Origin of the sequence: Streptomyces sclerotialus, from assembly GCF_040907265.1 — a bacterium.
Taxonomy (GTDB): domain Bacteria; phylum Actinomycetota; class Actinomycetes; order Streptomycetales; family Streptomycetaceae; genus Streptomyces; species Streptomyces sclerotialus.
In genome coordinates, this window is record NZ_JBFOHP010000002.1 from 7627620 (window position 1) to 7641697 (window position 14078).

Genomic DNA, 14078 nt, shown 5'->3' on the forward strand with positions numbered 1-14078 from the left:
TCACCGGCCGGTGGCCGGCAGACCGGCCGCCACGCAGCCGAACAGCACGCAGGCGGACAGCGTGACCGCCACCGATACGCACACCAGCCGGTGACGCAGCTGCCGGTACCGCATCTCGTACTCCTCCCGCAGCTCCCCGCTCCGGTCGCGGACCCGTTCGAGGTAGCGGCGGGTCAGGACGACGCGGTCGTCGGTGTACCGGGTGATCACCTCCTCGCGCTGGGCGGTGGTCAGCCAGGGCATCCCGTCGGCGAACACCGCTGCCTCGCTCCTGGCCCGCTCGGCCTCCGTCCAGCACAGCAGGTAGCCCTCCAGCCGGTCGAGGCCCGCCTCGGCCGCGCGCTCGTCCGGGCCGTGCTTCGGCGTCACTTCTTCTTCCCGCCGCGCAGCGAGGTGTCCGGGTCCTCGTCGATCATGTCCCGGCGCCCGGTGGCCTCCGCCTCGTCCAGCATGGCGACATCGGGGTGGTGCAGGTCGAAGGCGGGGGATTCGGAGCGGACCCGGGGCAGCGTGCAGAAGTTGTGCCGGGGCGGCGGGCAGGACGTCGCCCACTCCAGGGAGCGGCCGAAGCCCCAGGGGTCGTCGACGGTGATTCTCGGCGCGTACTTGGCGGTCTTCCAGACGTTGTAGAGGAACGGCAGCGTGGAGATGCCGAGCAGCAGCGCGCCGATGGAGGAGACCGTGTTGAGCACGGTGAAGCCGTCGGCCGAGAGGTAGTCGGCGTAGCGGCGGGGCATGCCTTCGGCGCCCAGCCAGTGCTGGACGAGGAAGGTGGTGTGGAAGCCCACGAAGAGCGTCCAGAAGTGGATCTTCCCCAGCCGCTCGTCCAGCATCGTGCCGGTGAACTTGGGCCACCAGTAGTGGAACCCGCCGAACATCGCGAAGACGACCGTGCCGAACACCACGTAGTGGAAGTGCGCGACGACGAAGTAGCTGTCACTCACGTGGAAGTCCATCGGTGGCGAGGCGAGGATGACGCCGGTCAGCCCGCCGAACAGGAAGGTGACGAGGAAGCCCAGCGACCAGAGCATGGGGGTCTCGATCGACAGGGAGCCGCGCCACATCGTGCCGATCCAGTTGAAGAACTTCACCCCGGTCGGCACCGCGATCAGGAACGACATGAACGAGAAGAACGGCAGCAGGACGGCGCCGGTGACGAACATGTGGTGCGCCCAGACGGTGATCGACAGGCCGGTGATCGAGATGGTGGCAGCGACCAGGCCGACGTACCCGAAGATGGGCTTGCGGGCGAACACCGGGATGATCTCGCTGATCACGCCGAAGAACGGCAGCGCGATGATGTAGACCTCGGGGTGTCCGAAGAACCAGAAAAGATGCTGGTAGAGCAGGGCGCCGCCGTTGGCCGGGTCGTAGATGTGGGCTCCGAACTTCCGGTCGGCGGCCAGGGCCAGCAGGGTGGCGGCGAGCACGGGGAAGGCCAGCAGCACCAGGACGCTGGTGAGCAGCACGTTCCAGGTGAAGATCGGCATCCGGAACATCGTCATGCCGGGCATGCGCATGCAGATGATGGTGGTGATGAAGTTGACGGCCCCCAGGATGGTGCCGAACCCGGAGAGCGCCAGACCCATCACCCACATGTCCCCGCCGACGCCGGGAGTACGGGTGGCGTCGGACAGCGGCGTGTAGGCGAACCAGCCGAAGTCGGCCGCGCCGTTCGGCGTCAGGAACGAGCCCACCGCGATCAGGGAACCGAAGAGGAAGAGCCAGTAGGACAGCATGTTCAGCCGCGGGAAGGCGACGTCCGGCGAGCCGATCTGCAACGGCATGATGGCATTGGCGAAGCCGGAGAACAGCGGCGTGGCGAACATCAGCATCATGATGGTGCCGTGCATGGTGAACGCCTGGTTGAACTGCTCGTTGGAGAGGATCTGCAACCCCGGGCGGGCCAGCTCGGCCCGCATGGACAGCGCCAGCAGCCCGCCGATCATGAAGAAGACGAAGGCCGTCACCATATAGAGGGAACCGATTTTCTTGTGGTCCGTGGTCGTCAGCCACGTCACCACCACCGCGCCTCTTGTCCGGCGGGGGTGCTCCCGGACCATCACCTGGTCCGGACGTTCGGTCTGCGTCCCCACGACGCCACTCCCTTTCCGCTTCCCGTTCGGTACAGCCGGTATACGGCACCGTGCGGAAGCGGCCGGGGCATTGCGCCGTCCGTGGGAGGGGGAGGCCCCGCGACCGGTCAAGTGTCGGGGACGAGCGCCTGCTCGAGGACGTCCCGGGCCACCTCCCGGAGGCGCCGGCTGTGGCGGCGGGCGTGACCGCGCATCGCCTCGAAGGCCTCCTCCACGCTCACCCCCATGCGATGGGCGAGGAACCCCTTGGCCTGTTCGATGACGACACGGCTCTGGAGGGCGGTACGCAGCTGTTCGTTGACCTTGCGGTAGTTGGCCAGCGTCTCCTGGTGCGCCAGGGCGATGGCCACCACGCGCGCCAGGGCCTCCCCCAGCCGCATGTCCGTCTCGGGCACGGGCGCGGAGCCGGTACGGAGCAGCAGCAGACTGCCGGTGGCCCGGTCCCGTCGCAGCAGCGGCACCGCGCCGGCGAAGCGGTACCCCGCCGTGCGGGCCTCCCCGGTGAAATGGGGCCAGCGCACACCGGTGCCCAGGAGGTCCACCGGGACGACCGAGGAGGCGGTGCGGTGGCTCTCCCGCGCCGGCCCTTCCAGCGGCGCGGTGGCCAGCAGACCGGCGAGGGCCGGATCGGTTCCGCTCGCGGCGACCGGCACGAGCTTCTCGCCGGGTGGCGCGCACAGCACGGCGGCGGCCGAGACGTCCAGCAGCTCTACGCACCGGTTGGCGAACCGCCGCAGGTACCCGGTCCGGTCGAATTCCTCGCCCGGGCAGGCGTCGGTCAGGTCCACGAAGACGTCGGCCAGTAGCTGTTCGCGACCCATGATCATCCTTACGGACGTGAAGAGAGCGGGAAAGGGCCATCCGACCGGCATGGATGGTGGCGCACGTGGTCGGCTCCTGTGCCTCCTCCGGCAATACCGCGCACCGTGCGCACCGCAACGTGGCGGCTCCCTGTCAGGATCGCGTACCCGCCCCGCGCCATGACTATGACTCGGACACGTACGCCGCCGCCGGCACCGTCCGGGTCCGGAACGACCCCTCCCACACCCCCCGTCAGCGGCGGTCCGCGGCCGCTCCCGGACCAGCCGGGTTGCCGACGGGGCATGCCCCGCGGCCCTGTGCGCCTGTCGTGGTCGGCCAAACGGCGGGCCCGTGAAGATGGCTCGGACGCCCCGCGTACCCGGCAACGGTCACGAGACACCGCCGGGCCGGAGGAACACGGGCAGCTCCCGGTGGCCGTTGCTGATGAAGGATGCCTGGGGCCGCAGCTCGTGCGGCGGGACGGCGAAAGCCATGTCGGGGAAGCGCGCGAAGAGCCCGCTCAGCGCGGTCTCGGCCTCCAGCCGGGCGAGGGGCGCGCCCAGGCAGAAGTGGACCCCGTGCCCGAAGGCCAGGTGCTCGGTGCTCGGGCGGGCGAGGTCGAACTCCCCGGCGGTGGGGCCGTGCAGGGCGGGATGGCGGCCGGCCGCCGCGTACGAGGCGAGGATCGCCTCACCCGCCTTGATGGTCTGCCCCGTCGGGAGGGGGATGTCCTCGGTGGCGTAGCGCATCGGCAGCTGGGCGACCGGGGCCTCCCAGCGGAGCGTCTCCTCGACCACGGTCTGCCAGCCCACCCGCCCGGCCCGTACGGCGGCGAGCTGGTCGGGGTGGCTGAGCAGCGCGGTGATGGCCTGGTCGAGGAGGTTGACGGTGGTCTCGTAACCCGCGCTGATGACGAGCAGCAGCGTGTCGAGCAGCTCCCGTTCGCTGAGGCGGGAGCCGTCGCCCTCGACGTCGCGGGAGGCGATCAGCGTCGAGGTGAGGTCGTCGGCGGGCTCCGCCCGCTTGGCGGCGACGAGGCCGGCCAGCAGGCCGTACAGCTTCTCGGTGTTGGCCGTGGCCTCCTCCGGGGTGAGGTTGGTGGAGAAGACCGCGTCGACGACGTCCCGGAAGGAGCCGAGCGTGTCCTCGGGCAGCCCCATGAGATGGCCGATGACCTGGATGGGCAGCGGGTAGGCGAAGCGTGCGCGCAGGTCCGCCGGTGTGCCGGGCGGCGTGGTGGCGAGCTCGTCGAGCAGCCCGTCCGTCACCTCCTGGATGCGTGCGCGCAGCGCCTGTATGCGACGCGCGGTGAAGGCCGGGCCGACCAGGCGGCGCAGCCGGCGGTGGTCGGCGCCGTACGCGGTGAACATGTTCTCCACGGCCACCCACAGGGCCAGCGGCCACTTGCCGACGATCTCGTCGGGGAAGAGCGGCCAGTGCCGGCGGGCGTCCTTGGACACCCGCGAGTCGGTCAGCAGCCGCTTGAGCAGTGCGGGGTCGGTGACCGCCCAGGCCGGTACGCCGAGGACGTCCACGCGTGCGACGGGGCCGCGGGCGCGTAACGCGGCGTCCTCGGCGTGGCGGTCGCGCCCGGTGCCGTCCAGAACGAGTATCTGCTGGTCGTCCATGCGGTTCTCTCCTTTGTTCAGGTACCAGGACCGGGCGGTGGCGTTCCCTGCGGAACGCCGCCCCGCACGCTCACTTCTCCTTACCCACCACCGACTTGCCGGCCAGCCTGCCGCGTGCGTAGCAGAGCCGGTACGCGTCGGAAGCCAGCACCGCCGTGCTGTAGTAGACGCACCGCTGGCCGCGGGGCGTGGGCGGCGCGTCGTCCGGTGGCCCGTCCCGGGTGAAGACCGGCAGCCGGTCCGCCACGGCCTGCTGGCCGTCACCCACTCGCAGCCGGTCGTACGCCGCGCGGTCCAGTACCGAGAAGGACGAGCTGGCCAGGCTGACCGGGATCATGAGGAGGAAGATGCCGGCCAGGACCGCCAGTGGCGCCACGACCGTCTGCGCCAGCCGCCGCCGTACCCGCAGCCGGGCACGCGCCAACTCCCGCGCCGAGGTGGTGAGGTGTGCCCCGGCGCCGGCACTGCGCGGCGCCGTCCCCGCGACGGCCGGCAGTTCGGCCGCGACCTCGAAGCCGCCCTCGGGCGTCGGCCCCGCGCGCAGCGTGCCGCCCGCCAGCCGGACCCGCTCGTCCAGCCCCACCAGCCCGGCGCCGCCCGAAGCCGCACCGGGCAGCGGCGCGCCGGCCGGGGCGTTGGCCACCGTGACGGACACGGTGCCGGCCGTGCGGTCGATGCGTACGTGCGTGGCGGCGCCCGGTGCGTGCTTGGCCGCGTTCGTCAGCGACTCCTGGACCACACGGTGCACGGCGAGCCCCACCATGGGCGGCAGACCGGCCGGGTCCCCGGTGCGCTCCAGGCGGATGTCGACCCCGGCGGCCCTGGCCCGTTCCACCAGCGCTTCGACGGACTCCTCGGCCGGGACGACGGGCGCCCCCTCGTCGTCGGCCCGCAGCACGCCGATGATCTCCCGCAGCTTCTCGGTGGCGGCACCCGCCGCCGCCCGCAGCTCGCCGACGGCCGCCTGCTGCCGGTCGTCGAGCGAGGGGTCGACCTCGAGGGCGCCCGCGCGCACGGCGATCAGCGTCAGTTCGTGGCCGAGCGAGTCGTGCATGTCCCCGGCGATCCGGGCCCGCTCACGCATGCGCGCACGGTCGGCGACCGCCTGCTGCTCGCGCTCCATCCGGTCGGCCAGCCGCCAGCCGCTGCCGACCAGTTCGGCGTACTGCCGCCGGAGCCGGCCGAGCAGCCACGGCAGCATCGCGGTGCCGAGCAGGGTGAGCAGCAGCGTCGGCCAGCCCCACGGGTCGCGGCCGATGACGGTGCACAGCGGCAGCCCGGCCACCGCGACCGCGGCGAAGAACCACAGCGCCGGACGGAGCTCCGCCGTACGCCGTCCGGCCAGGAAGGCGAAGGCCGCGAGCGCGGGCCAGTACAGCGGGCTGAGCAGCTCCACGCTGTGCGCGAGGCCCAGCACCACCGGCACGCCGAGCCCGGCCAGCGGCCGGCGGCGGCCGAGCGGTACGGCCACGGCGAGCAGCGGTACCGAGGCGATCGCTACGCACAGTGGTTGCCCGAGGGGGAACACGAAGACAGCCACGGCCGGCGGGGTGGTCACCACCAGCCACAGCAGAAGATCGTAGAGACGGGGAAGCCGGCCGTGCGCGCCCCGCACGCGAGCGAACCTTGTCATGGGTCCGGTGCCGCCCGCTCAGTGCTCGTGCACGAGCCCGGCCTCGTACGCCAGGATCGCGGCCTGCACGCGGTTCTTGACGTCGAGCCGGGTGAGGATCTGGCTGACGTAGGCCTTCACCGTGCCCTCGACGACGTGCAGGCGGCCGGCGATCTCGGCGTTCGACAGCCCGGCACCGACCAGGGCCAGTACCTCCCGCTCGCGGCCGGTCAGTCCCTCGATCCGGGCCTGCGCGCCGGCCTGCTTGCCGAGCCGGCCGGAGCCGAACCGGCTGATCACCCGGCGCGCAACGGCGGGGGAGAGGCAGGCGCCGCCCTCCGCGACCGCGTGGACACCGGCGATCAGCTCACGCGGGTCGCCGGACTTCAGCAGGAAGCCGGCGGCGCCGGAGGCGAGCGCGTCCGCGATGTACTCGTCCTCGGAGAACGTGGTCAGCATGACCACCGCTGTCCCCGGCGCCACCCGCTGCAGTTCGGCGGCGGCCTGCAGGCCGTCCAGGCGCGGCATCCGGATGTCGACCAGGCACAGGTCGGGGCGGTGCTGCAGGGTGAGCGCGACGGCCTCGTGCCCGTCGGACGCCTCCGCGACGACCTCGATGTCCTCCGCAGCGCCGAGGATCGCCCGGATACCGGCCCGGATCATCGCCTCGTCGTCCGCCAGCAGCACTCGAATCATGATCTCCCCCTCGGTCGGGGCACACGCTACCGCCTGACCGGCCGGAAGGGGCCTGACGAAAGTGCTGTGCCCGCCCTGACGAAAGGGCCTGACCGGGCACGTGCGCACTCCGTAACGTCCCGTGCCGGACACGCGGCACCCCACCGGCATCCCCGGTTCCCGCGCCCGTCACCCCGTGCACACCCCGCACACCGAGACTCCGAACCCGACAACCGGAAGAGGAACACGACGACATGCACCGCACCGGCTCCGTCCCGTCCCGCACCGCCGTTCCGCGCCGTCTTCTGATGTGCCCGCCGCGCCACTTCGACGTCACGTACTCGATCAACCCCTGGATGGAGCCGGCGAAGCCGGTCGACGGCGGGCTCGCCCTCGCCCAGTGGGAACGGCTGCGCGCCCTGTACCGGGAGCTGGGCCACACCGTGGAGGTCATCGAGCCCGCCGGCGGGCTGCCCGACATGGTCTTCGCGGCCAACGGCGCCACCGTCGTGGACGGCAAGGTGCTGGGTGCCCGCTTCCGGCACGAGGAGCGCACCGCCGAGGGCCCGCTGTACCTCTCCTGGCTGCGCGCGAACGGCTTCACCGAGACGTACTGGCCCGCGCACGTCAACGAGGGGGAGGGCGACTACCTGCTGGCGGGCCGCCGCCTCCTGGCCGGTACCGGCTTCCGCACCGACCCCCGCTCGCACGCCGAGGCCCAGGAGTTCTTCGGCGTGCCGGTCACCGGCCTGACGCTGGTCGACCCGCGCTTCTACCACCTGGACACCGCGCTGGCCGTGCTCTCCGACGACGAGATCATGTACTACCCCGAGGCGTTCACGCCGGGCAGCCGGGCCGTGCTGCGCGAGCTGTTCCCCGACGCGCTGCTCGCGACGGCCGAGGACGCGGAGGTGTTCGGCCTCAACGCGTTCTCCGACGGCCGCCATGTGCTGCTGCCGGAGCCGGCGACCGGACTCGTCGCGGGACTGCGCGAGCGCGGGTTCGAGCCGATAGGCGTGGACCTCACCGAACTCCTCAAGGCCGGCGGCAGCGTGAAGTGCTGCACGCTGGAGCTGCGCGAGGGCTGAGCCGGCCGGCCCACCACCTCCCGCCCCATGGGGAAAATGCGACAAGCGGCCTATCTTTGGGGCGCATGGACAGCATTCCGCGTGCCGCATCCGAAGCAACCGCCGAAGCGAACCCGCTGCGCCGCCTCACCCTCGACCAGCTGCGCCGGCGGACGAGCATGAAATGGCGTACGTACCCGGACGACGTGCTGCCCCTGTGGGTGGCGGAGATGGACGTACCGCTGGCCGGGCCGGTCGCCCGGGCGGTCACGGACGCGGTCGCGCTCGGCGACACCGGCTACCCGGCGGGGACGGCGTACGCCGAGGCGCTGGCGGAGTTCGCGGCCAAGAGATGGCGGTGGGACGGGCTCGCCGTGGAGCGCACGGCGCTCGTGCCGGACGTGATGCTCGGCGTGGTGGAGATGCTGAAGCTGACCACGGGGCCGGGCGACGCCGTGGTCGTCAACTGCCCGGTCTACCCGCCGTTCTACCAGTTCATCGGCAGCGCGGGCCGGACGGTCGTGGAGGCGCCGCTCGGCCCCGACCACCGGATCGACCCCGATGCGCTGGAGCGCGCCTTCCGCACCGCGGCCGCGGGCGGGCGGCGCGCCGCGTTCCTGCTGTGCAGCCCGCACAACCCGACCGGCACGCTGCACACGGCGGCGGAACTGGCCGCGGTGGCCGGGCTGGCCGCCCGGTACGGCGTCCGGGTCGTGGCGGACGAGATACACGCGCCGGTGGTGGCCGACGGGACCACCTTCGTGCCGTACCTGAGCGTGCCGGGCGCGGCGGACGGGCTGTCCCTGATGTCCGCCTCCAAGGGCTGGAACCTCGCCGGCCTCAAGGCGGCCCTCGCCGTCGCGGGCCCGGCGGCCGCCGCCGACCTCGCCCGGCTGCCCGAGGAGGTCGGCCACGGCCCCAGTCACCTGGGCGTGCTGGCCCACACCGCGGCGCTGCGGGACGCCGGCGACTGGCTGGACGCGCTGCTCGCCGGGCTGGACGAGAACCGCAGGCTGCTGGCGGACCTGCTGGCCGCCGAGCTGCCGGCGGTGCGGTACGCACCGGCCGAGGCCACCTACCTGGCCTGGCTGGACTGCCGGGACCTCGGCCTGGGGGACGATCCGGCCGCGGTCTTCCTGGCGCGCGGCCGGGTCGCCCTCAGCCCCGGTACCGACTTCGGCACCGGCGGCGCGGGCCACGCCCGGCTGAACCTGGCGACCTCACCGGAGGTGCTGACGGAGGCGGTACGCAGAATGGCCGCGGCCGTGGCCTAGTCATCGTCCGGCGTGCCATCCTCCGTTTCCCGGTGGCAGCCGGTCGGCATGGCGGGGTGGCGGCCGAGGAGGAAGACGCCGGTCACCACCGCCGCCAGGCCGGCCAACTCGCCCGCCAGTGCTTCGGGGGTGATCCGGATGCGGTCGCCGAGGAAGCCGATGCCGCAGGCGATGCCGGCGAGCGGTTCGGCGGCGGTGAGCGCGGGCAGCGACATGCGCAGCGGGCCCGCCTCGAACGCGCTCTGCACGAGCATCAGCCCGGTCACGGCCAGCACCACGATCAGGTACGGCTCCCAGCTCACCAGCAGCCGGCCGATGCCGTGTTCCTCGGCGATCGAACTGGAGACCCGGGTCAGCGCGTCCTGGAGGCCGTACAGCACGCCGGCCGCCGCGGCCAGCAGCGGGGGCTCCGCCACGAGCCGTACGTGACGGGCGGTCAGCACGAGGAGCAGGGCGAGGGCGAGGACGCCGCCGAAGACCAGCCAGTGCCGCAGCGAGCCGGTGTCGTCGGGGCCGCTGTGCGGGCTCCCGGCGATGATGAAGGCCGTCACGCCGCCGCTCAGCAGGAGCACCCCCGCCCAGCCCGACCGGCCCAGCCGCTCCCCGCTGAGCCACCGCGCCAGCACCATGGCGAAGAGCAGGTTGGTGGCCAGCAGCGGTTCGACCCGGGACAGGTCGCCGCGGCTCAGCGCGAGCACGCTGAAGATCTGCCCGGCGACCATGCAGCCGATCCCCGCGAGCCACAGCGGCACCTTCATCAGGTCCAGCAGCAGCCGGAAGCTGAGCATGTCGGACAGCGGCGCCTCGCGCGCCGCGTGCTGCTGGAGGACGAAGCCCAGTCCGAGCAGGCACGCCGCGAGCACACCGAAGAGGTAGATCATGCGGTGACTCCCTGTGTGCGATCGCGCTCACCGGGCCGGTGGCGGAGGCCCGGCCGGTGACATGCGGTCCGCTTCGATCAGCGCCTCCTCCCCCTTGAGCAGCGGGGAACGGGTCAGTACGAGCGCGGAGAAGGCCATCAGCAGACCGCCCGCCACGGCCGGTACGACGTACCAGCCGCCGCGGACGTGCTCGGCGAAGGCGAAGCTGCCCCACAGGATGGCCACGATCGGGTCGGAGAGGGTCAGTCCTGGCTGGGCGGCGAGCAGGTTGCCGGCGTGCAGCGCCGACTGGAGGAGGAACATCGCGAGGATGCCGGCCGCGACCATGGCGTACAGCTGCCAGGTCGCGAGCACCGCGCCGATGCCGTCCTCCCCGTGGCTCATCGCGCCCTTCATGAACGCGGCCGTCAGGCCGAACTGGCAGCCGGCCGCCACGCCGAAGGCGGCGGCGCGGCGGCTGCCGCCGCTGGGGAGGGCGGGGGCCGCGCGGCGGCCCCACTCCACGGCGGCGACGACGACCAGCAGGTTGGCGCTGACGCCCACCGTCCAGGCCTCCCAGCCGGCCTCCTCGCCCGCCCCGGCGGCGGGGGAGAGGAAGTACAGCAGGGCGGCCAGCCCCACGGTCATCCCCACGATGGACAGCCACTCGCGGTGGTGCAGGCGGGTGTGGAACACCCACGACGCCAGCACCAGAGTGACCGGCAGCTCGACGACGAGGATGGGCTGGACGACCGACAGGCTGCCCGTGGCCAGCGCCGCCGCCTGGAGGACGAAGCCGAGGATCACGCAGAGGAAACCGGCGAACCACACCGGGCGGCTCAGCAGGTGCAGGATCAGCCGCGGCCGCAGACTGTCCTCACGTGGCAGGCCGCGGCTGGCGCGCCGCTGCAGCACCGAGGCGGCCGCGTTGGCGCAGGCGGCGAGCACGGCCAGGAGGTAGCTCAGCACGACGTCCTTCCTCGGCCGTCCGGGGCGGACGGAGCGGTCGGTCCCTCAGGCGAAACGCGTGGCCAGCCGCCGGAAGAGAGCGGGGGCGAGGCCCTTGACGCGGGCGGGGAGCTGGAGCCAGCCGGGGACGAAGACCTCGCTGCGCCCGTGCGCCACCGCGTCCCAGACGGCGTCGGCGACGCGCGCCGCGGGGATCGGCCGGGGCCGGGAGCGCTGGTAGGGCGCCCCCCTGCGGGCGAAGAACGGGGTGTTCACGGCGCCGGGTACCACCACCGACACCTGTACGCCGGTACCGGCCAGTTCGTACCGCAGGCTCTCGGCGAAGGCCGCGACCGCCGCCTTGGCCGCCGAGTAGACGGCTTCCTCGCGTACCCCCACGGCTCCCGCGATCGATCCCACGAAGAGCAGGTGACCGCGGTCGCGCTGCACTATGTGCGGAAGCACCCGGCGGGTGAGGTGCACGACGGCGGCCAGGTCCACCGCCAGTACCTCGTCGATCGCGGCGGGCGGCATGGTGGTGAACGGGCCGGCCCAGCCGATGCCGGCCCCGGCGACGAGGACGTCCACCCCGCCCGCCACGTCGAAGGCGGCGTCGACGAGCTGTCCGCAGCCGGCCGGTTCGCTCAGGTCGCAGGGCAGCGGCGTGGCAGCGCAGCGGGCCGCGACCTGTCCGAGTCGGGTCTCGTCACGGCCGTTCAGCAGCAGCTGCCAGCCGCCTTCGGCGGCGAACCGGGCGGCGACGGCGGCGCCGATGCCCGAGGAGGCGCCGGTGATCAGCGCCACCGGAGCCTTGTTCCGGTGCACCGGCCGGGCGGGGCCGTGGTGTCCGGGCCGGCCCTCGGGGAGCACAGGAGTGTGCGGCAGTGGTCCCGTGGCTTCCACAGGAGACCTCCTCCGGGACGGTACTCACCCTCAGCGCCTGTGCCCTGACCCGTGCCGGGCCGGACGCAGGCTCCGACTTTCTGACCAGCATGACACGACGTTCGTGATGATCCGGGCAATTGCCGTCACAGGGGTCACCGCTCCGTGTCGTCGGCCCCGTGGTCACGCAGCGGGCCCACGGTGAGGCCCTGCCGGCGGCAGTGCTGCACCAGTACGGGCAGGGCCTGGAGCGTGGCGCGCCAGGAACCGGGCGCCGACGTCCGGTCGCTGTCGTGCAGCAGGACGGTCGCGCCGCCCTCCAGACGGCGCTCCACGGTGCGCACGATCGTTTCCGCGGACGCGCCCGCCACCCAGTCCCGGCCCCACGCCGACCACAGCACCGTCCGCAGCCCCAGGCGGTGCGCCGCCGCCCAGCGGCCGCCGGTGAGGATGCCGTACGGCGGCCGGTACCACCGTGGCCGGACGCCGCAGACGTCCGTGACCGCGCGGACGGCCCGGCGCAGATCGCGCAGTTCGCGCACCGGCCCCGGCCACCACGGCCGGCGGTGGTCCCACCCGTGCAGCCCCACTTCGTGTCCGCGGGACACCAGCTCACGCGCCGTCTCGGGTGCCGCGGTCAGTTCGGAGCCCAGGAGGAAGAAGGTCGCCCGGACGCCCAGACCCTCCAGCGCGTCGAGGAAGTGCGGCGTGCTCGCGCGGTCGGGGCCGTCGTCGAAGGTGAGGGCGATGTGGTCCGGAGGCCCCTGCCCGTCCAGGCGGGGGAAGAGGAGGCGCCGTACGGGAGGCAGCCAGGTGCCGGCCGGTCCGATGTGCAGCGTGGCCACCGCTGTCGCGGCCGCTGCCGTCGCCTGCCACGCGGCGGGCCCCGGCGGAGGACGGTCGATGCGCATGCCGTCCAGTATGGTCGCGTACGTTGCGAAATGCTCGGGAATGGCATCCGGACCGGGGGCGTGGGCACATGGGCGGACGATTCGTCATCCTCAGCGCCGGCATGGGAGCCGGCCACCACGCGGTGGCCGGAGAGCTCGCCCACCGGCTGACCGGCCGCGGCCACCGCGTCGCCACCCTCGACGTCCTGGACCTGCTGCCGGCCGGGGCCGGCGCCGCCCTGCGCGGCTTCTACGCCGCCACGATCCGCCACGCGCCCGCGCTCTACGAGGCGATCTACCGCGCCTACTTCGTCCCCCGGCCGGCGTCCGCCACCGGCCGCCCGGGCCCCGACACCTCGCCCGTCGTCGCCCCCGCCGCCCGCGCTTTGCGGCGGCGCCTGGACGGCGAACGGCCCGACGCCGTCCTCGCCACCTTCCACCTGGCCGCACAGGTCAGCGGCCGGCTCCGGGAGGCCGGCGCGCTGCGCTGCCCGAGCATCGTGGTGCTCACCGACTTCGCCGTCCACCGCCAGTGGCTGCACCCCGCCAACGACCTGCACCTCTGCCCGACCCGGCAGACCGCGCAGGACATCAGCCTGCTCGGCGGGCGCGGCGCCGAGCAGGTCGGCCCCGTGGTGCCCGCCGCGTTCCACGCCGCCCCGGCCCCCGCCCGTACCGCCGCCTTCGCCCGCCGCTTCGCGGTGCGGGCCCCGGGCCGTACCCCCGTCCTGCTCAGCAGCGGCGCCTGGGGCGTCGCCTCGCACCTGGCGCGCACGGCCGCGCTGCTCCGCGACGGCGGCTACCTCCCGGTGGTGATGTGCGGCCGGAGCCGGGCGCTGCGGCGGCGGATCGGCCGGGTGCCCGGGGCCGTCGCGCTCGGCTGGGTGGCGGACGTACCGGCCCTGATGGCGGCGGCCGGGGCGCTGGTGGAGAACGCGGCGGGACAGACCGCGGCACAGGCCCTGGCGGCCGGCCTCCCGGTGGTCAGCTACCGGCCGATCCCCGGGCACGGCGCGGCAGGCGCCCGCCGGATGGCCGCAGCGGGGCTGTCGAGCCTTGCCGGCGACCCGGCGGAGCTGCTGCGGGCCCTCGGCGAGCTGGCTCCCGACGGCCCGGTCCGGCAGGCCCGTACCGCCGCGGGCCGGGCCCTGTTCCGGGCGGACGCCGCCGACGCCGTCCTCGCGGCCGCGGGCGGCGCGGACGGCGGATTTCCGGCGTGGCGGGATACCGGCCCCCGGGAGAAACGGGACGGGAGCAGACGGCCACCGGAGCGGTAGCGTGAGGCGACATAACGGGGCCCAGCCGACTATTCGGGTCGGAATGGGTGTTCCCGTCATGCCGGGAG

Annotated in this window: 13 protein-coding genes; 3 read left to right on the top strand and 10 right to left on the bottom strand. The window is 73.4% G+C overall.

The features are described from left to right. The 6 genes from AAC944_RS33490 to AAC944_RS33515 all read right to left on the bottom strand — a co-directional run bounded on the left by AAC944_RS33490 (nt 1) and on the right by AAC944_RS33515 (nt 6833). On the bottom strand, nt 1-369 hold the full coding sequence (locus AAC944_RS33490) for a hypothetical protein (RefSeq protein WP_051871417.1): 369 nt from the start codon (nt 367-369) through the stop codon (nt 1-3). Then, entirely contained in the window at nt 366-2063 is a 1698-nt protein-coding gene (gene ctaD, locus AAC944_RS33495) for an aa3-type cytochrome oxidase subunit I (protein WP_051871468.1), read from the bottom strand. The genes AAC944_RS33490 and ctaD overlap by 4 nt, the downstream gene beginning before the upstream one ends. A gap of 140 nt (nt 2064-2203) precedes the next feature. Next, nucleotides 2204-2917, bottom strand: coding sequence for an ANTAR domain-containing protein (locus AAC944_RS33500; RefSeq protein ID WP_063759872.1), 714 nt, complete (start codon nt 2915-2917; stop codon nt 2204-2206). A gap of 369 nt (nt 2918-3286) precedes the next feature. Further along, entirely contained in the window at nt 3287-4525 is a 1239-nt protein-coding gene (locus tag AAC944_RS33505; protein WP_030608728.1) for a cytochrome P450 family protein, read from the bottom strand. A 70-nt stretch (nt 4526-4595) separates the two neighbouring features. After that, nucleotides 4596-6140 carry a sensor histidine kinase gene (locus tag AAC944_RS33510; RefSeq protein ID WP_030608725.1) on the bottom strand — a complete coding sequence of 515 codons (1545 nt, stop codon included), beginning with the start codon at nt 6138-6140 and terminating at the stop codon, nt 4596-4598. Between the two features lie 36 nt (nt 6141-6176). Next, entirely contained in the window at nt 6177-6833 is a 657-nt protein-coding gene (locus tag AAC944_RS33515; RefSeq protein ID WP_030608722.1) for a response regulator, read from the bottom strand. A 233-nt stretch (nt 6834-7066) separates the two neighbouring features. Here AAC944_RS33515 and ddaH point away from each other — a divergent pair, with 233 nt between their 5' ends. Both ddaH and AAC944_RS33525 read left to right on the top strand, forming a co-directional pair. Continuing rightward, entirely contained in the window at nt 7067-7900 is an 834-nt protein-coding gene (gene ddaH, locus AAC944_RS33520; protein ID WP_030608719.1) for a dimethylargininase, read from the top strand. A gap of 65 nt (nt 7901-7965) precedes the next feature. Further along, on the top strand, nt 7966-9153 hold the full coding sequence (locus AAC944_RS33525; protein ID WP_030608717.1) for a MalY/PatB family protein: 1188 nt from the start codon (nt 7966-7968) through the stop codon (nt 9151-9153). On the opposite strand, the gene AAC944_RS33530 is transcribed toward AAC944_RS33525, so the two are convergent. The 4 genes from AAC944_RS33530 to AAC944_RS33545 all read right to left on the bottom strand — a co-directional run bounded on the left by AAC944_RS33530 (nt 9150) and on the right by AAC944_RS33545 (nt 12754). Beyond that, the gene (locus AAC944_RS33530) at nt 9150-10034 is read right to left on the bottom strand and encodes a DMT family transporter (RefSeq protein ID WP_051871415.1); all 885 of its coding nucleotides are present in this window, start codon (nt 10032-10034) and stop codon (nt 9150-9152) included. The two genes, AAC944_RS33525 and AAC944_RS33530, sit on opposite strands and share 4 nt — an antisense overlap. A 27-nt stretch (nt 10035-10061) precedes the next feature. Continuing rightward, a complete protein-coding gene (locus AAC944_RS33535; RefSeq protein ID WP_037771323.1) occupies nt 10062-10982 on the bottom strand; it encodes a DMT family transporter in 921 nt (306 codons plus the stop codon). A 45-nt stretch (nt 10983-11027) separates the two neighbouring features. Further along, nucleotides 11028-11864, bottom strand: a complete 837-nt coding sequence (locus AAC944_RS33540) for an SDR family NAD(P)-dependent oxidoreductase (protein WP_438272769.1) — start codon at nt 11862-11864, stop codon at nt 11028-11030. 134 nt (nt 11865-11998) lie between these two features. Next, complete coding sequence (locus AAC944_RS33545) at nt 11999-12754, bottom strand: polysaccharide deacetylase family protein (protein ID WP_078888309.1); 756 nt, start codon at nt 12752-12754, stop codon at nt 11999-12001. Nucleotides 12755-12822: 68 nt separating this feature from the next. On the opposite strand from AAC944_RS33545, the gene AAC944_RS33550 reads away from it, so the two are divergent. Further along, nucleotides 12823-14010 carry an MGDG synthase family glycosyltransferase gene (locus AAC944_RS33550; RefSeq protein ID WP_063759871.1) on the top strand — a complete coding sequence of 396 codons (1188 nt, stop codon included), beginning with the start codon at nt 12823-12825 and terminating at the stop codon, nt 14008-14010. The last annotated feature ends 68 nt before the right edge of the window (nt 14011-14078 follow it).